Here is a 17,932-nt window from a genome sequence, read left to right on the forward strand (position 1 = left end):
GGGTGGCTGTAGACCGCGCATGCATGGCACCGGGGCAACCGGTGCGCCCGCACGCGCGGCTGGCCGCACCTGGTTGCACAGCAAGGCCGCGCCGTCGGCGCGAACCTATGGGCGACTCCAGGCATGACCGCCGCCAGCACGCCAGTCGACATCGACCCCGCCGTGCTGCCGCCCTACGTGCTGGCGCTGAAGGAGCAGCTCGGCTATCTCCCTGAGCCGCAACTCGAACGCGTGCTGCGCGCGTTCCACGTCGGCGCGCAGGCGCACGAGGGCCAGACCCGCAAGAGTGGCGAGCCCTACATCACCCACCCGGTCGCCGTGGCCGGCATCCTCGCCGAGCTGGGCATGGATGCCGAGACCATCATCGCGGCGATCCTGCACGACACGCTGGAAGACACCGCGCTCAGTCGCAGCGCGCTGGCCGCCGAATTCGGCGAGACCGTGGCCGAGCTGGTGGACGGCGTCACCAAGCTGGACAAGATGCGCTTCGGCACCCGCCAGGAGGCGGACGCGGAAAGCTTCCGCAAGATGCTGCTGGCGATGGCGCGCGACCTGCGCGTGATCCTGATCAAGCTGGCCGACCGCCTGCACAACATGCGCACGCTGGGCGCGAAAGATGCACCCTCGCGCCGCCGCATCGCGCGCGAGACGCTGGAGATCTACGCGCCGATCGCCCAGCGCCTGGGCATGAACGCGATCAAGGCCGAGCTGCAGGACCTGGGCTTCCGTGCGCTGCACCCGGACCGCTACCGCGTGATCAGCGAACGCATCCGCGCCGCGCTGGGCAACCGCCGCGAGGCGATGGGCAAGATCGAGGCCGCGCTGTCGCAGCGGCTGGGCGCCGAGCACCTGCCTTCGCGCGTGGTCGGCCGGATCAAGTCGCCGTGGAGCATCTATTCGAAGATGCGCAGCGAGCACAAGAGCTTCGCCCAGCTGATGGACGTGTACGGTTTCCGCGTGGTGGTCGAGAGCGCGTTGAATTGCTACATGGCGCTGGGCGTGGTGCACGGGCTGTACAAGCCGGTGGACCGGCGCTTCAAGGATTTCATCGCGATCCCGAAGGCGAACGGCTACCAGTCGCTGCACACCGTGCTGCTGGGACCGTTCGGCGCGCCGATCGAGGTGCAGATCCGTACCGCCGAGATGGATTCGGTGGCCGAGCGCGGCGTGGCCGCGCACTGGGCCTACAAGACCGATTCCGGCCCAGCCAACAGCGCGCAGGCGCGCGCCCGCGAGTGGCTGTCCTCGCTGGCCGACAGCCAGGTCAACACCGCCTCGTCGAGCGAGTTCATCGAGAACGTCAAGATCGACCTGTTCCCCGACGAGGTCTACCTGTTCACCCCGCGCGGCGACATCCTCGCGCTGCCGCGCAATGCCACCGCGCTGGATTTCGCCTATGCCGTGCACACCGACGTGGGCGACCACGCGGTGGCCGCGCGCGTGGACAAGAAGCTGCTGCCGCTGCGCACGCGGCTGGAGTCGGGGCAACTGGTGGAGATCATCACCGCGCCGTCGGCGGTGCCGAACCCGGCCTGGCTGGAATCGGTGGTCACCGGCAAGGCGCGCACCGCGATCCGACAGTATTTGAAGCACCTGCAGCACGAGGACGCGGTGGACTTCGGCCATCGCATGCTCGATCGCGCGCTGGAAGCACGCGGCAGCAGCCTGGACGCGGTCCCGACCGAGGTGCTGGACCGCTTCCTGCACGAGGCGCGGCTCAAGCGCCTGGAGGAATTGCTGGCCGAGATCGCGCTGGGCAACCGCATGCCCGACGTGGTGGCGCGCCACCTGCTGGCGCTGCGCGACGGCCAGTCCGACGACAGCATGCCCGGCGTCGGCATGGTGCACGAGAAGATCCACATCACCGGCGCCGAGCGCGGCGTGCTCAGTTTCGCCAATTGCTGCCACCCGCTGCCGGGCGATGCGATCTTCGGCCATCTCTCGCCTGGCAAGGGCATCGTGGTGCATCGCGAGGAATGCCCGAACGTGGTCGAGCTGCGCAAGTCGCCCGAGCGCTGCGTGGACATCGAATGGGATCGCGATGTACAGGGCGATTACCGCGCCGAGCTGCGCATCGAGGTCATCAACCGCCCCGGCGTGCTCGCCACCATCGCCGCGGCGATCGCGGCGGCGGATTCCAACATCGACAACGTGGAATACGTCGAGCGCGACCTCGCCGCCGCCACGCTGCTGTTCGCCATCGAAGTGAAGAACCGCAAGCACCTCGCCGACGTGATCCGCCGCGTGCGCCGCACCGGCGTGGTGAGCGGCGTCTACCGCTATCCGCTGTGATGCACGCGGAGCCGTGATGGGTTCCGTTACCGCCGTGCTGGTGATCGACCTGCAGGTCGGCGTGCTGGAAGGCTGCTTCGACGTCGAAGGCGTGGTCGCACGCGTCGGCGTACTTGTGTCCCGGGCGCGCCGCGAAGGCGTGCCGGTGGTCTGGGTGCAGCATGAAGAAGCGGACATGCTGCACGGCAGCGCGGGGTGGCAGCTCATGCCGGAACTCGTGCCTAAGCCTGGCGAGGCGATGGTCCGCAAGACCTGTTGCGACGCCTTCGTCGGCACGCCATTGCGCGGTGTACTCGATGGCCTCGGTGCGCGGCGGCTGGTCCTCGCTGGTGCGCAGAGCGATTACTGCATACGCGCAACGGCGCATCGCGCGGTGGGCGAGGGCTATTCCATCGTGTTGGCCAGCGATGCGCACACCGCGGCCAGTACCGCTTTCGGCGACGTGTCGATCAGCGGCGAGCAGATCGTGGCGCATCTCAATCGATCCATCGGTGGCCTGGCACGCCCGGACGTCGCCGTCGAGCTCGCCGCGCACGATGCCGTGGGGTTCTGAAGCCTGCGACGAAGGGCGGGCTCGTTTAGACTGGCAGGCCTGAATTGCAGTCGCGAGGTTTCCGCCATGTCGTCCCGCCAGATCATCGCCACCACCCATGCGCCCGCCGCGATCGGCCCGTATTCGCAGGCCGTACGCGCCGGCGGCACCGTGTATTTCTCCGGGCAGATCCCGCTCGACCCGGCCACCGGCAGCCTGGTCGAGGGCGACATCACGGCGCAGGCGCGGCGCGTGTTCGACAACCTGGTTGCGGTGGCGCAGGCGGCCGGCGGCTCGCTGGCGGAGATCGTGCGCGTGGGCATCTACGTCACCGACCTGGCGAACTTCGCCGAGGTGAACGCGGTGATGGCCGAGTACTTCCAGCAGCCGTATCCGGCGCGTTCCACCATCGAGGTTTCGGCGCTGCCCAAGGGTGCGCAGGTGGAAGTGGACGCGATCATGGTGCTGGACTGATCCGCATCGCCCGATGACGAGCGTCGCCGCCGCAACGGATGCAGGCGCACGACCGGTGGCCGGGCTGCCGGGCGTGGGGCCGGCACTGCAGGAGCTGTTGCACAAGCTGGGGCTGGAGCGCGTGCAGGACCTGTGGTTCCACCTGCCGCTGCGCTACGAGGACCGCACCGGCATTACCCCCATCGCCGACCTGCGCCCCGGGCAGAGCGCGCAGGTGGTGGGCACGGTCGAGGCGGTGGAGCGCGGTTTCCGCTACCGCCCGCAACTGAAGGTGGCGCTGGCCGACGACTCGCGGCAGGCCCTGCAATTGCGTTTCTTCCACTTCAACCGCGCGCAGGCCGAACAGCTTGCGCCGGGCGCGCGGCTGCTGTGCTTCGGCGAAGTGCGCCACGCGGCGCAGGGCCTGGAGATGGTGCACCCGCAATACCGCCGGCTGGCCGCGGGCGAGGAGGCTGCGGTGGAGGACAGGCTAAGCCCGGTCTATCCGACCACCGAGGGCTTGGGGCAGAAACGGCTGGCCGGCGTGATCGCCAAGGCGCTGGCCTTGCTGCCGCCGGAGCCGGCGCTGGAGCTGATTCCGCACGAGCTGTGCGCCGCGCACGGCCTTGCCTCGCTGCGCGATGCGCTGCTCACCGTGCACCGTCCCCCGTTCGACGCGCGGCAGGACCTGCTGCTGTGTGGCCGGCATCCCGCGCAGCAACGCCTGGCCTTCGAGGAATTGCTGACCCAGCACCTGAGCCTGAAACGCATGCGCGCGGCCGTGCAGAAGCGCCGGGCGCCACGGCTGGCCGCGGCCGGTGCGCTGCGCGAGCGGATGCTCGCATCGCTGCCGTTCGCGCTGACCGCCGCGCAGCGGCGGGTGGATGCGGAGGTGCGGCGCGATCTCGCGCAGGCGCATCCGATGCTGCGGCTGGTGCAGGGAGACGTGGGATCGGGCAAGACGGTGGTCGCGGCGTTGGCCGCGCTCGCCGCGGTGGAGTCGGGCCACCAGGTGGCGCTGATGGCGCCCACCGAGCTGCTGGCCGAGCAGCATCTGCGCAACTTCCGCCACTGGCTGGTGCCGTTGGGCCTGGAAGTGGAATGGCTGGCGGGCAAGCAGCAGGGCAGGGCGCGCGATGCGGCGATGCGCCGCGTGGCCGAAGGCGCGCCGGTCACCGTGGGCACGCATGCGCTGATGCAGGAGGGCGTGGACTTCGCGCGGCTGGGCCTGGTGATCGTGGACGAACAGCACCGCTTCGGCGTGCAGCAGCGCCTCGCGCTGCACGACAAGGGCGCCGACCATGCGCGCGGCGAAGTGCCGCACCAACTGGTACTTACCGCTACGCCGATCCCACGCACGCTGGCGATGAGCGCCTATGCCGACCTCGACGTTTCCGCCATCGACGAATTGCCGCCGGGCCGCACGCCGGTGCAGACGGTGGCGGTGTCCAATGCGCGCCGCACCGAGGTGATCGAGCGCATCCGCGTGGCCTGCGCCGAAGGGCGGCAGGCGTACTGGGTGTGCACGCTGATCGAGGAGTCCGACCAGCTGCGCGCACAGGCCGCCGAAGTGGCGCACGCGGAGCTCTCCACCGCGCTTGCCGGCTGCAAGGTGGGCCTGATCCACGGTCGCCTGAAGCCGAAGGACAAACAGGCGGTGATGGATGCGTTCAAGGCCGGCGAACTCGCCGTGCTGGTCGCCACCACGGTGATCGAGGTGGGCGTGGACGTGCCCAATGCCAGCCTGATGGTGATCGAGAATTCCGAGCGCCTCGGGCTGGCGCAGTTGCACCAGTTGCGCGGTCGCGTGGGGCGCGGTGCCGTGGCGTCGAATTGCGTGCTGCTGTACCAGCCGCCGCTGGGTCAGCTCGCGCGCGAGCGGCTGGCGGTGATGCGCGAGACGAACGACGGCTTTCGCATCGCCGAGAAGGATCTGGAACTGCGCGGCCCGGGCGAAGTGCTGGGCACGCGGCAGACCGGCCAGCTCAGCTTCCGCATCGCCGACCTTGCACGCGACGCCCACCTGCTGCCCGCCGTGCAGCAGGTGGGCGAACGCCTGCTGGCGGGGCATTCGCGCGAGGCGGACCTGCTGATCGCGCGCTGGATCGGCGGCGCGGCGCGCTATGCGCGGGCTTAGCTTTGCTTTTGCAATCATCCATGATCGCGAAGATCAAACGGGCGGCCATCCATGGCTGCACTCTTCAGTGCTTCTGCAATCATCCCGATTGCAAAGATCAAACGGGCAGGCATCCATGGCCGCACTTTTCGGTACCTTTGCGATCATCCTTGATCGCGAGGATCAAACGGGCAGGCATCCATGGCTGCACTTTTCAGTGCTTCTGCAATCATCCTGATTGCAAAGATCAAACGGGCGGCCATCCCTGGCCGCACTTTTCAATTGCTGTGACTATCTATTCATGAGCACCGTGAGCAAACCACAACTACTGATCGATACCGACCCCGGCGTGGACGACGCGCTGGCCATCCTGATGGCGCATGCCCATGCCGACATCGCCGCCTTGAGCGTGGCCGCCGGCAACGTGGGCCTGGGCCACACCGTACGCAACGCGCGCACCCTGCGCGACCTGCTGGGCGCCACGTTCCCGGTGTTCCCCGGCTGCGCCACCCCGCTGGTGCGCGCGCCGGACGAGGATGCGGCCTTCGTGCACGGCGTGGATGGCCTTGGCGACGTGGGCTTCCCCGAGCCGGCGGCCGCCGCCGAGGACGAGGCCGCCGCGCTGGCGTTGCTGCGGCTCACCCGCGAGCGCCCCGGCGAATTGACCCTGGTGGCGCTGGCGCCGCTGACCAACCTCGCGCTGGCGCTCAGGCTCGACCCGACGCTGCCGCAGCGCGTGAAGCGACTGGTGGTGATGGGCGGCGCGGTGACTGGCCACGGCAATACCGGCAAGGTGCCCGCCGAGTTCAACGTGGGCTTCGATCCCGAGGCCGCGCACGTCGTGTTCGAGGCTTTCCCCGCCTTCGACCTGGTCGACTGGGAAGCTACCTTGCGCCACGGTTTCGACGATGCCGAGTTCGATGGCTGGATCGCGGCCGGCGACCGGCGCGCGAAGTTCTTCGAGCAGGTGTTCCGCACTGCGCGCGAGTACAATGCCACGCACGACCGCAACGGCGTGGTGGCCGCCGACGCGCTGGCGATGGCGGTGGCGATCGACCCGTCCATCGTCGTGCGCAGCGAGACGCGGGCGGTGGCCGTCGAGCTGGATGGCCGCCTCACCCGCGGCGCCACCGTGGTGGACTGGGCGAAGCGGCTGGGGTTGCCCGCGCAGGCGCGCATCGTGCTGGAAGTGGACCAGGCGCGCTTCGCGGCGATGGTGCGCAGAGCGTTGGGCGCGGCTTGACGCACTGCCGCGAGGCTGGTTAAACTTGTCCTCTTTTCACGCTGCAACAGAGCCCGTCATGAAGCCCGATATCCATCCGAATTACCGCCCGGTGGTGTTCCAGGATCTGTCGTCCGACTTCGCGTTCCTGACGCGTTCGACGATTGCCGCCAAGGACACCGTCAAGTGGACGGACGGCAACGAGTACCCGCTGATCAAGGTGGATATCTCCAGCCATTCGCACCCGTTCTACACCGGCAAGCAGAAGACGCTGGACGTCGGCGGCCGTGTCGACAAGTTCCGCAAGCGCTACGCGCAGAAGTAAGCGCGTTTCGCGGCCATCGCGTGGCGATGGCCTGAAGCATACGCACACGGGGCAGGCAGTAGCCTGCCCCGTGTGTTTTTGCGTCCGCCATCCCCGGCGCGCCCTTCGCGCCGCCGCCGGCGTGGTGCCATGCCGCTCCAGGCGATTTTCTGCGCTCGGGATACGACCATCCGCGAACGCATGGCTGTTGGCCGTTGTGCGATAATGCGCGGATGACATCGCGGCATTCCCCGGTCGCGATGCACGTTTCCCCCTCGTCCGTCGGCGACGCCACGCGCCTCCGGCTGGCGCGACCCACGCTAAGGAGGTTCCCGTGTCCGATCCCAAGACTGTCAAGCTGGTGGATGAGTCGACCCAGCGCAGCAGCACCATGCCGCTGGTTTCCGGCACCCTCGGCCCGGCCTGCATCGACATCAGCACGCTGTACAAGGACACCGGCCACTTCACCTACGACGTGGGCTACGGTTCGACCGCCAGCACCAAGAGCGCGATCACCTACATCGACGGCGACCAGGGCGTGCTGCTGTACCGCGGCTACCCGATCGAGCAGCTGGCCGAGAAGTCCAGCTTCCTCGAGGTGGCCTACCTGCTGCTCAACGGCGAGCTGCCGAAGCAGGACGAGTTCGCGTCCTTCGAGAACCAGATCACGCATCACACGATGATGCACGAGTCGCTGAAGAACTTCTTCCAGGGCTTCCACCACGATGCGCACCCGATGGCGATGCTGGCCGCCGCGGTGGCCTCGCTGTCGGCGTTCTACCACGACGACTTGAACGTCGACGACCCGGCCGACCGCAAGCTCGCTGCGATCCGCCTGATCGCGAAGATGCCGACCATCGCCGCGGCCTGCTACCGCTATTCGATCGGCTGGCCGTTCCGCTACCCGCGCAACAACCTCGAATACGTCGACCGCTTCCTGCACATGATGTTCGAGGTGCCGAGCGAGCCGCTGCAGATGAGCCCGGTGGCCGCCAAGGCGCTGGACCTGCTGTTCATCCTGCACGCAGACCACGAGCAGAACGCCTCGACCTCGACCGTGCGCCTGGTCGGCTCCACCGGCGCCAACCCGTATGCGTCGATCGCCGCGGGCATCACCGCGCTGTGGGGCCCTGCGCATGGCGGCGCCAACGAGGCGGTGCTCAAGCAGCTGCAGGAAATCGGCACGCCGGACAAGGTCGAGACCGCGGTGCTGCGCGCCAAGGACAAGAACGACAGCTTCCGCCTGATGGGCTTCGGCCACCGCGTGTACAAGAACTTCGATCCGCGCGCGAAGATCATCCGCGAGATGTGCCACAAGGTGCTGGCCGAGCTGGGCGTCAACGACCCACTGCTGGACGTGGCGATGAAGCTGGAAGAGGCGGCGCTGAAGGATGACTACTTCGTCGAGCGCAAGCTGTACCCGAACGTCGACTTCTACTCCGGCATCATCTACAAGGCGCTGGGCATCCCCACCGAGATGTTCACCGTGATGTTCGCGATCGCGCGCACCGCCGGCTGGATCTCGCACTGGATCGAGCAGCACGAAACCCCCGGCTCGCGCATCGGCCGCCCGCGCCAGATCTACACCGGCGCCGGCGTGCGCGACTACGTGGCTTCCGGCAAGCGCTGATCCGCAATCAAGCAAGGCAACGCAAAACGCCCGGCAATGCCGGGCGTTTTGCGTTGCCTTGCTTGTGATCCGGTGGGCAGATCGAATTCACCCCGGATCGCGCTCTGCTGTTGCCATGCTGGAACCCGCCACCCGGTCGTAGTGCAGAACCGTCGGAAACGGGTCGTAGAAATGATGCAGCAACTTGCGCCATTCCTGATATTCGCCGGATTGACGAAAGCCGATCTCATGGCACTCGACCGACGTCCAACGGACCAGAAGCATGTAGTGGCCGGGCTTTTCGATGCAGCGCTGAAGTTCATGGCCCAGATAGCCGGGCATTGACGCGATGATGCGCTGAGCCGCATGGAAGGCAGTTTCAAATGCCGCCTCCTGTCCGGGCCTGACTTGCAGCTGCGCGATTTCGAGAATCACGGCATGAAGATTCGATCAAGAATGAATTGATTGATCCGCCTACGCACGTCGCGTCGCGTTGGCGAGCATGCGCTCCAACTCGTCCGTGTCGTTGTCGCCTTCAGCCAGCAGTTCCTCCACGGCGGCCAGTGCAGCGCGACGCATCGGTTTCTCGTCGATGCGGTCCAGCGGCGCCTGGCGCAGCGCATCGTGCGGCAGCACGGTGAGGTCGAATGGCAGTGCATCGGCGGCGAACAGCAGCACCGGGAATTCGGCCTGTCCGTCGCGGCTGGTGCGCAGGCGGCGCGTCTGCGTCTCGAACGGCACGCCGTGCTCGTGCAGGTGGCGGTGCACGGCGTCGGGATCGTCGCTGAACACGTGCAGGCAGACGGCCGAATGCGCGTCGGCGGTGCCGTCGAGCACGGCGCCGACCAGGCGCGGCTCGAAGCGGGCCAGGAAGCGCATCGCCTCCGCCGCCGCCTCGCGGCGTTCCTGCAGCAGTTGCGGCTGGCTTTCGGCGTGGAACAGGCGCTGGTGCTCGCGCAGCGCCTGCTCGATCTCCTGGTTGCGCGGCAGCGCCTGCTCGTCGAGGATGCCCAGCCGCTCGGCGGCCTTGAGCTTGGCGCGATGGAAGTCGCGGATGCCGTGCTCGCTCATCAGGCGGGCCGCTTCCTGCGCCACGCGCAGCCGGTTGCGCTGCTGGCGGTCGCTTGCATGGATGCGGTGGTGTTCGCCTCGTGCCATGTCTGATCCTCCGCCGCTTGCCCCGCCAGACTAGCGCAAGCGGTGGGGCGTGCGAAGCCGCGGCGGCCGGTCAGAAGATGTTGTAGGGGTTCTGCTGTTCCTGTTGCTGCTGGGTGGCCTGGTTGCGCAGGCGATCCAGGTCCTCGACCTTGAAGAACTCGTTCATGCCGTCCGGATCGTCCGGCGTGGTGGGCAGGCCGCTATCGCGGTTGATCGGCACGGTGGCGATGCCGGGCGGCATCGGCAGCGAATTCAGCGGCTGGCCCTTGAGCGCCGTGCCCATGTAGTCCATCCAGATCGGCAGCGCGGCCTTGGCGCCGAACTCGCCATGGCCCAGCGAGCCGTAGTTGTCGAAACCCACCCATACCGCGGTGGAGACGTCGCCGTTGAAGCCCAGGAACCAGGCGTCGCGGAAGTCGTTGCTGGTGCCGGTCTTGCCGGCGAGGTCGGCACGATCCATCGTCTTGGCCGCGGCTCCGGTGCCGCGCAGGATCACGTCCTTCATCAGCGAAGTGATCAGGAAATCGGTGCGCGGGCCCAGCACGTGCGGCGCCAGCACGGGTGCGTGCTCGCCGCCGCCGGCGTCGGCCGGCAAGGTCTCCACGCCGGAATCGTCGGTGCTGGCGGCGCTGGCCGGGGCCGCGGCGCTGGCGTTGTCGACGAGCTGGTTGGCCGGGTGCTTGCCCATGTCGGCGGGCGGTGGGCCGGGCGGGGCGTTTTCCAGCAGGCGCGCTTGGCATTCGCGGCAGGCGCGGGCGGGATTGGCGACGTAGATGGCCTTGCCGTCGCGGTCGTCGATTTCGCTGATGAAGTACGGTGTGACCAGGTAGCCGCCGTTGGCGAACACCGCGTAGCCGCGCGCCATGTTGATCGGCGACGTCGAGGCGGTGCCCAGCGCCATCGACAGGTTGGCCGGCAGCGCGTCGAGCGGGAAGCCGAAGCGCGTGATGAATTCGCGCGCGTAGCGGATGCCGATGGCGTCGAGCAGGCGGATCGAGACGAGGTTCTTCGATTGCACCAGCGCCTCGCGCAGGCGCATCGGGCCGGCGAACTTGTCGTCGTCGTTGCTTGGCGTCCACAGACCGCCGGGCTTCGACGGGTCGGGCAGCGCCAGCGGGGCGTCGTTGATGATCGACGCCGGCGTGAAGCCGTGGTCGAACGCCGCCGAGTACAGGTAGGGCTTGAAGCTGGAGCCGGGCTGGCGCGCCGCCATCACCGCGCGGTTGAACTTGCTGCGGGTGAAGCTGAAGCCGCCCACCAGCGCCTCGATCGCGCCGTCCTCCGGGCGGATCGAGGCCAGCGCGCCTTGCACGGCGGGAATCTGCGCCAGTTGCCAGGCGCCCTTGTCGTCCCGCGACACGCGCACGATGTCGCCGCGCTTGAGCACGGCGTCCACCCGCGCCGGCGCCGCGCCTGCGTGGCTTTCGTTGATGTACGGGCGTGCCCACGCGATGGCGGTGCGGTCCAGCTCCACGCTCTGGCCGGTGGCGGTGACGACGGTGGCCGCGTCGGCCGAGCTGGCCGAGACGATGCCCGGTTCGAGGCCGGAAACGGCGGCATAGCCGGCGAGCGCGCGGACGCAGTCCTGCGTGCCGGCGTCGGCGGCCAGGTCCTGGTGCGCTTCCGGGCCGCGCCAGCCGTGGCGCATGTCGTAGTCGAGCAGGCCCTTGCGCACCGCGTCGGTCGCGGCCAGCTGGTCGGCGGACTGGATGGTGGTCTTCACCACGTAGCCTTCGGTGAGCGCATCGTTACCGAGGCGGTCGAGCACTTGCCGGCGCACCATCTCGGCGAGGTAGGGCGCGTCGACCTGGATCGGCACGTCGTGCGGCGCGGCGTCGTTCGGCTCGGCGAGCGACGCCTGGTATTGCGCATCGGTGATGTAGCGATGCCGCAGCATCTCGCCAAGCACCCAGTTGCGCCGCGCCAGCAGGCGCGCCTGGTTGGTCAGCGGGTTCACCACCGACGGCGACTGGAAGGTGGAGGCGATGGCCGCGCCCTGCGCGATGGTGAGCTGGTCCAGCGTCTTGCCGTAATAGTACGAGGCGGCCGCCGCCACGCCGTAGGAGCGATGGCCGAGGAACATCTTGTTGAGGTACAGCTCCAGGATCTGGTCCTTGTCCAGTTCCTGCTCCATGCGCAGCGCGGTGAATATCTCGATCAGCTTGCGCGAATAGAGCTTCTGCGGGCTGAGGAAGAAGTTGCGCGCCACCTGCTGCGTGATGGTGGAGCCGCCCTGCACCTTGTCGCCGCCGGCCAGGATCACGCGCCAGCCCGCGCGCACTATGCCGCGCCAATCGACACCCGGGTGATGGTAGAAGTCGGCGTCCTCAGCGGACAGCACGGCATGCTTGAGGTTGTCGGGCACGTCGGCGATGGCCACCGGGATGCGCCGCGTCTCGCCGAAAGTGGCGATCAGCTTGCCGTCGGCGCTTTCCACGCGCAGCGGCACCTGCATGTGGTAGTCCTTGAGCACGGCCACCGAAGGCAGGCGCGGGGCCACCAGCCAGTACGCCACGCCCACCGCGAGCACCGCCAGCAGAAGACCCGAGAACGCCAGGATCAGGGCCCAGCGGAGCAGACGCTTGAGAATACGCATGTGTGGCGGAGGCCGGTTTCGAGACCGGCAGAGTATAGAGGTTGTGTCGCCAGCCACCCTGGACCGGCACATCTTAGGTTGCATGGCCGCGCGGAACGCAACATCGTGAGTCCGGGGCGGAATGGGGCTCCCGTCACACCGCAAAAAGGTGTCGACCCAAATGTGGGCGCCATCACGGGAAATACTTGAAAAAAATGCGGCAGGCCATTGCGGGGACGTTAATTTTTCGATCTAATGCCGTCGCGGATCGGCCGGAAATCCGGCCTTGCCGCCCAGGGGCAAAGGGGGAATACCGTGGGGCTCTTCACACCCAAGAAGCCGGCGCTGATCGGTGTCGATATCAGCTCGACCGCCGTCAAGTTGCTGGAGCTCAGCCAGTCGGGCGGGCGTTACCGCGTGGAACACTACGCCGTCGAGCCGCTGCCGCCGAATGCCGTGGTCGAAAAGAACATCGTCGAGGTCGAGGCGGTGGGCGAGGCGATCCGCCGCGCCCTGGCGCGCTCCGGCTCCAAGCTCAAGCACGCGTCCGCCGCGGTGGCCGGCTCGGCGGTGATCACCCGCATCATCCCGATGCCGAGCGAACTGAGCGAGGACGACTTGGAAGGCCAGATCCAGGTCGAGGCGAATCAGTACATCCCTTATCCGATCGAGGAAGTGAGCCTCGATTTCGAGGTGCTGGGCCCAGTCCGTGACAATCCCGAGATGAACAGCGTCCTGCTCGCCGCCTCGCGCACCGAGAACGTGGACATGCGCGTCGCCGCGCTGGAGCTGGGCGGCCTCACCGCCAAGGTGGTCGACGTGGAGGCGTTCGCGATGGAGAACGCGTTCGCCCTGCTCACCGACCAGCTCAACGTGGGCCGCGACGCGCTGGTGGCGGTGGTGGACGTGGGCGCGACCATGACCACGCTGTCGGTATTGCGCAACCAGCGCACGATCTACTCGCGCGAACAGGTGTTCGGCGGCAAGCAGCTCACCGACGAGATCATGCGCCGCTACGGGCTCTCCTACGAGGAGGCCGGTCGCGCCAAGCGCAAGGGCGGCCTGCCCGAGTCGTACCAGAGCGAGGCGCTGGAACCGTTCAAGGAATCGCTGGTGCAGCAGGTCAGCCGCCTGCTGCAGTTCTTCTTCGCCGGCAGCGAATACAGCAAGGTCGACCAGGTGGTGCTGGCCGGCGGCTGCGCCACCATCGACGGCATCGCCGGGATGCTCGAGGAACATGTCGGCGTGCCCTGCGTGGTGGCCAATCCGCTGGCGCGCATGTCGATGTCGCCCAAGGTGCAGGGGCAGTCGCTGTCCCAGGATGCGCCGGCGCTGATGGTCGCGGTCGGCCTGGCACTGAGGAGTTTCGACTGATGGCACACGTCAACCTCCTTCCATGGCGTGCCGAGCGGCGCAAGCTGCGCGAGCGCGAATTCTATGGCCAGCTCGGCGCCGCCTTCGTGGCCGGCCTCGGCTTCGTGTTCCTGTGGGCGCTCTGGATGGGCGCGCGCGTCGACAACCAGGGCGATCGCAACGCGATCCTGCAGGGCGAGATCAAGCAGCTCGACGTGAAGATCGACAAGATCAAGGAGCTGGACAAGGTGCGCGACCACCTGCTTGCGCGCAAGCAGATCATCGAGCAGTTGCAGGCGGACCGTTCGAAGATGGTGCACCTGTTCGACGAGCTGGTGAAGACGATACCCAACAGCGTGCGCCTCACCGCGTTGAAGCAGGCCGGCGACACCATGTCGCTGGACGGCGTCGCGCAGTCCAACGCCAGCGTCGCCGAGTACATGCGCAACATCGAGGCCTCGCCGTGGATGGGACACGTGGACCTGCGCAGCACCGTCAACACCCATGACGCCTCGCGCATGCCCTACGGTTTCGGCCTGAGCGTGGGCCTGGGCAAGCCGAAGGTCGACGACAGTGGCGCGCTGCTGCCTGCGGGCTCCAGCTCCGCGGCGGCGCCGGCGCATGCGGGCAGCACCACATCCCTGCCGCCTGCGTCAGCCATCGCTCCCGGCGCCAAACCGGGGGCGGCCCCTGCTCCGGCCAAGCCGGCTGATGCCGTAACCGCGGCTGCCAAGGGGGGGGCCAAGGCATGAAACTCATAGACGATCTGCGCAGCCTCGACCGCAACAACGTCGGTGGCTGGCCCCAGTCGGTCAAGATCTTCTTCACCACGCTGCTGTTCCTGCTGGTGGTGCTGGTGGGCTGGTATGCCTATATCAGCGGCCAGCAGGACGAGTTGGCCACGCTGGCGGGCAAGGAAGAGCAGCTCAAGCAGGAATTCAGCACCAAGCAGGCCAAGGCGGTGAACCTCGACGTGCTGCAGAAGCAGCTCGACGAGATGAAGGACATGCTGCGCCAGTTGCTACGCCAGCTGCCCAGCAGGACCGAAATGCCCGAACTGCTGGTCGACGTTTCGCAGACCGCGCTGGCGGCTGGCCTGCAGGTGGACTCCTTCACGCCCCAACCCGAGGTGCCGAAGGACTTCTACGCCGAGAAGCCGATCCAGCTGAGGATGGTGGGTACCTATCACCAGTTCGGTACCTTCATCAGCGGCGTGGCCTCGCTGCCGCGGGTGGTGATCCTGACCATGCACGACGTGGCGCTCACGCCCGAGCACGGCGCCAAGAATGGTGCTTCCACCGATGGCGTCCTGGTCCTGCAGGGCACGGTGAAGACCTATCGCTATCTGGACGAGGACGAGGCCGCCGCCGCGGTGAAGGGTTCGGCCAAGCAGGCAGGGGGGCGCAAGTGATGAAGCTGTCCGCTGCCATGAAACCGGTGACGCTGACCCGCATCGGCCTGCTGCTGGCCGCCGTGCTGATGCTGGGGGGCTGCACGCGCGGTACCTCGGACCTGCGCGAGTGGATCGCCCAGCAGAAGGCCAAGAAGGGCCAGCCGGTTCCGCCCTTGCCGGTCATCAAGACCTTCGAGACCTTCACCTACGCCGACCAGGACCTGCGCGATCCGTTCGGGCCCAGCGCCGTGGAGCAGGACGCGGCTGCCAACAGCGGGCCGCGGCCGGACCAGAACCGGCCCAGGCAGCCGCTCGAGATGTTCGCGCTGGACAGCCTGAAGATGGTCGGCACCATCGGCGCAGGCCCGGGCACCGTGGCGCTGGTGAAGGACCCCATGGGCGTGATCCATCAAGTGCACAATGGCGAGTACATGGGCCAGAACTATGGCCGCGTCACCGCGGTCAGCGACGACCACATCGATCTGACCGAACTGGTATCCAACGGCAACGGCGGCTGGATGGAGCGTTCGGCCAGCCTCGCGCTCGGCGATAAATAGGGGACACAGGGGCTGATGCAATGAGCAACCACATTCAATCCGTCCGGGGCCGGGTCATGCGCCACGCCATTCGTAGTCTCCTTCCGTTGCTGCTGCTCGCCGGTGCGGGCTTCAGCCAGTCCGTGCTGGCTGCCGACAGCAATACGCTGAAGGACATCAGCTACACCACGGGAGCCGGCGGCAGTGTGCAATTGCACCTGAACTTCGCCGGGGCGGTGCCGCAACCGCGCATCTTCACCACCGACAACCCCGCACGCATCGCGATCGACTTCGCCGACACCGGCACCACCGCGCAGCGGCACACGGACATCGGCCAGGGGGCGACCTCGGGCGTCTCGGCGGTGTCCGCCGGGGGGCGGACCCGGGTGATCGTGGAGCTGATGCGCCCGGCGTCCTACCAGTCGGCGGTCGAGGGCGACAGCCTGGTGCTGACCGTGGCCGGCGGCGGCGCCAGTGGCGCGCCGCAGTCGGCGTCCGCGCCGACGCAGCGCAGCGTCACCACGGCGGCGATCATCGACCCCTCCAAGCACCTGCCGGCGGCGGTCGATGGCGCCATCAGCGTCACCAACATCGACTTCCGCCGTGGTTCCGACGGGCAGGGACGCGTGCTGGTCAACTTCAGCGGTACGGGCGCCGATGCGCAGATGCACACGATCGGCGACAAGGTCGTGGTCAGCATCCCCAACGCCAATGTGCCGAGCAACCTTACGCGGCGGCTGGACACGATGGACTTCGCCACCCCGGTGCAGTCCATCACCACCCGCGTCGGCGCGGGCGGCGGCGTGCAGATGACGATCGCCACCAAGGGCGTGGTCGATACCTCGGCCTACCAGGAAGGCAACCAGTACGTGGTGGAGGTGGCGCCGAAGAGGGGCGACAACGCCGCCGTGGGCGCCAGCCTGGCGGCGCTGGACCAGCACCCCGCCTACAACGGCAAGCGCGCCACCTTCAACTTCCAGGACATCCCGGTGCGCTCGGTGCTGCAGCTGATCGCCGACACTTCGGGCCTGAACATCGTGGCCGCCGACAGCGTCGCCGGCAGCATCACCCTGCGCCTGGTGAACGTGCCGTGGGACCAGGCGCTGGACGTGATCCTGCGCGCCAAGGGCCTGGACAAGCGCCAGGACGGCAACGTGATCTGGGTGGCTCCGCAGCAGGAGCTGGCCAAGTACGAGGAGGATGTCGCCACGGCACGCATGAAGGCCGAGGACAATGCCCCGCTGGTCACCACCTATATCCCGATCAGCTACGGCAAGGCCGCCGACATCGCCAAGCTGCTGACCACGGGCAGCCTGCAGGGCATGGGCGGCGGCACGTCCGCCAACACGACCCACGGCTTCCTGTCGGCGCGCGGCAGCGTCTCCTCCGACGACCGTACCAACACGCTGCTGCTCAACGACACGGCCGACAAGACCGAGCAGATCCGCAAGCTGGTAGCCGTGCTGGACCGGCCGGTGCAGCAGGTACTTATCGAGTCGCGCATCGTGATCGCCAGCGACAGCTTCACCCGCCAGTTGGGCGTGCAATGGGGTGCGTACGCGCAGCGTGTCAATCCCAGCGGCCAGGTGCTGCAGACAGGTGGTGGCGCAGGCGGCACCACGCTGGGCTGGAGCACTCCTGGCAGCACCACCACCAGCACCAGCAGTGGCGGTGTCTCCAGCAACCCCGGCCTCGTGGTGAACCTGCCGGCATCAACGGGTACCTCACCGGCCGGTTCGCTGGGCTTCGCCATCCTCGGCAAGAACTATGCGCTGGATCTGGAGCTCTCGGCGGCGCAGACCGAAGGCAACACCGAGACCATCGCAAGTCCGCGCGTGATCACCGCGAACCAGCAGGAAGCCGTGATCCGCCAGGGTCAGGAGATCGGCTACGTCACCTATCAGGGCGGTGCCGGCGCCAGCGCGAGCACGGGCACGGCCACGGTGCAGTTCAAGGACGCCGTGCTGCAGCTCAAGGTGACGCCCACCATCACGGCGGACAACCGCGTGTACCTCATGATCAATGTCAACAAGGACACGCTCGCCCAGTTCCTGCAGACGCCGCAGGGCCAGGTGCCGGAAATCAACACCCAGTCGGTGAACACCTCGGTCCTGGTGGACAACGGCCAGACCGTGGTGCTGGGCGGCATCTACGAGGTCGACAAGAGCAACACGGTCACCAAGGTGCCCGGTCTCGGCGACATCCCCATCCTCGGCGTGCTGTTCCGCAGCACCAGCCGCAACAACAGCAAGGCGGAACTGCTGATCTTCGTGACGCCGCGCATCCTCAACGATTCGCTGCAGTAAAGCGCCGCAATCAAGCGGCATGGAAAGAGGCGGCCCCGGCCGCCTCTTTTCTTTTGTGCGCCTGAACACCGCGGGGACACGGT

Annotated in this window: 15 protein-coding genes; 12 read left to right on the forward strand and 3 right to left on the reverse strand. The window is 67.7% G+C overall.

What is annotated here, in order from left to right; translation table 11 throughout:
- Window positions 1–123: 123 nt before the first annotated feature.
- The 7 genes from IHE47_RS08145 (at window position 124) to IHE47_RS08175 (ending at window position 8,549) form a co-directional block, all read left to right on the forward strand.
- Window positions 124–2,292, forward strand: coding sequence for a bifunctional (p)ppGpp synthetase/guanosine-3',5'-bis(diphosphate) 3'-pyrophosphohydrolase (locus IHE47_RS08145; protein WP_192105390.1), 2,169 nt, complete (start codon window positions 124–126; stop codon window positions 2,290–2,292).
- A gap of 16 nt (window positions 2,293–2,308) precedes the next feature.
- A complete protein-coding gene (locus IHE47_RS08150) occupies window positions 2,309–2,845 on the forward strand; it encodes an isochorismatase family protein (RefSeq protein WP_192105391.1) in 537 nt (178 codons plus the stop codon).
- 66 nt (window positions 2,846–2,911) lie between these two features.
- Window positions 2,912–3,298, forward strand: coding sequence for a RidA family protein (locus IHE47_RS08155; RefSeq protein ID WP_192105392.1), 387 nt, complete (start codon window positions 2,912–2,914; stop codon window positions 3,296–3,298).
- 13 nt (window positions 3,299–3,311) lie between these two features.
- Window positions 3,312–5,414, forward strand: coding sequence for an ATP-dependent DNA helicase RecG (gene recG, locus IHE47_RS08160; RefSeq protein ID WP_192105393.1), 2,103 nt, complete (start codon window positions 3,312–3,314; stop codon window positions 5,412–5,414).
- Between the two features lie 289 nt (window positions 5,415–5,703).
- Window positions 5,704–6,636, forward strand: coding sequence for a nucleoside hydrolase (locus IHE47_RS08165; RefSeq protein ID WP_192105459.1), 933 nt, complete (start codon window positions 5,704–5,706; stop codon window positions 6,634–6,636).
- 58 nt (window positions 6,637–6,694) lie between these two features.
- The gene (locus IHE47_RS08170) at window positions 6,695–6,940 is read left to right on the forward strand and encodes a type B 50S ribosomal protein L31 (RefSeq protein WP_192105394.1); all 246 of its coding nucleotides are present in this window, start codon (window positions 6,695–6,697) and stop codon (window positions 6,938–6,940) included.
- Between the two features lie 313 nt (window positions 6,941–7,253).
- Window positions 7,254–8,549, forward strand: a complete 1,296-nt coding sequence (locus IHE47_RS08175; protein WP_192105395.1) for a citrate synthase — start codon at window positions 7,254–7,256, stop codon at window positions 8,547–8,549.
- Window positions 8,550–8,636: 87 nt separating this feature from the next.
- Here the strand turns inward: IHE47_RS08175 and IHE47_RS08180 are convergent, their stop codons facing one another.
- The 3 genes from IHE47_RS08180 to IHE47_RS08190 all read right to left on the reverse strand — a co-directional run bounded on the left by IHE47_RS08180 (window position 8,637) and on the right by IHE47_RS08190 (window position 12,282).
- The gene (locus IHE47_RS08180; protein WP_192105396.1) at window positions 8,637–8,963 is read right to left on the reverse strand and encodes an antibiotic biosynthesis monooxygenase; all 327 of its coding nucleotides are present in this window, start codon (window positions 8,961–8,963) and stop codon (window positions 8,637–8,639) included.
- A gap of 39 nt (window positions 8,964–9,002) precedes the next feature.
- On the reverse strand, window positions 9,003–9,686 hold the full coding sequence (locus IHE47_RS08185; RefSeq protein ID WP_192105397.1) for a hypothetical protein: 684 nt from the start codon (window positions 9,684–9,686) through the stop codon (window positions 9,003–9,005).
- A 70-nt stretch (window positions 9,687–9,756) separates the two neighbouring features.
- Entirely contained in the window at window positions 9,757–12,282 is a 2,526-nt protein-coding gene (locus tag IHE47_RS08190; protein ID WP_192105398.1) for a penicillin-binding protein 1A, read from the reverse strand.
- Between the two features lie 294 nt (window positions 12,283–12,576).
- Between IHE47_RS08190 and IHE47_RS08195 the strand changes: the two genes are divergently transcribed.
- Genes IHE47_RS08195 through pilQ form a run of 5 tightly spaced genes read left to right on the forward strand, consistent with a single transcriptional unit; the run spans window position 12,577 to window position 17,849 of the window.
- Window positions 12,577–13,635, forward strand: a complete 1,059-nt coding sequence (locus IHE47_RS08195; protein WP_343227459.1) for a pilus assembly protein PilM — start codon at window positions 12,577–12,579, stop codon at window positions 13,633–13,635.
- On the forward strand, window positions 13,635–14,366 hold the full coding sequence (locus IHE47_RS08200; RefSeq protein ID WP_192105400.1) for a PilN domain-containing protein: 732 nt from the start codon (window positions 13,635–13,637) through the stop codon (window positions 14,364–14,366). Before IHE47_RS08195 ends, IHE47_RS08200 begins: the two co-directional genes overlap by 1 nt.
- A complete protein-coding gene (gene pilO, locus IHE47_RS08205; protein WP_192105401.1) occupies window positions 14,363–15,025 on the forward strand; it encodes a type 4a pilus biogenesis protein PilO in 663 nt (220 codons plus the stop codon). Before IHE47_RS08200 ends, pilO begins: the two co-directional genes overlap by 4 nt.
- Window positions 15,025–15,564 (forward strand): pilus assembly protein PilP, encoded by a 540-nt coding sequence (locus tag IHE47_RS08210; protein WP_192105402.1) that lies wholly within the window; start codon window positions 15,025–15,027, stop codon window positions 15,562–15,564. The genes pilO and IHE47_RS08210 overlap by 1 nt, the downstream gene beginning before the upstream one ends.
- 56 nt (window positions 15,565–15,620) lie before the next feature.
- Window positions 15,621–17,849: a type IV pilus secretin PilQ gene (gene pilQ / locus IHE47_RS08215; RefSeq protein WP_192105403.1), complete on the forward strand. Its 2,229-nt coding sequence runs from the start codon at window positions 15,621–15,623 to the stop codon at window positions 17,847–17,849.
- The last annotated feature ends 83 nt before the right edge of the window (window positions 17,850–17,932 follow it).

Origin of the sequence: Rhodanobacter sp. DHB23 (genome assembly GCF_014842975.1) — a bacterium.
GTDB lineage: Bacteria > Pseudomonadota > Gammaproteobacteria > Xanthomonadales > Rhodanobacteraceae > Rhodanobacter_A.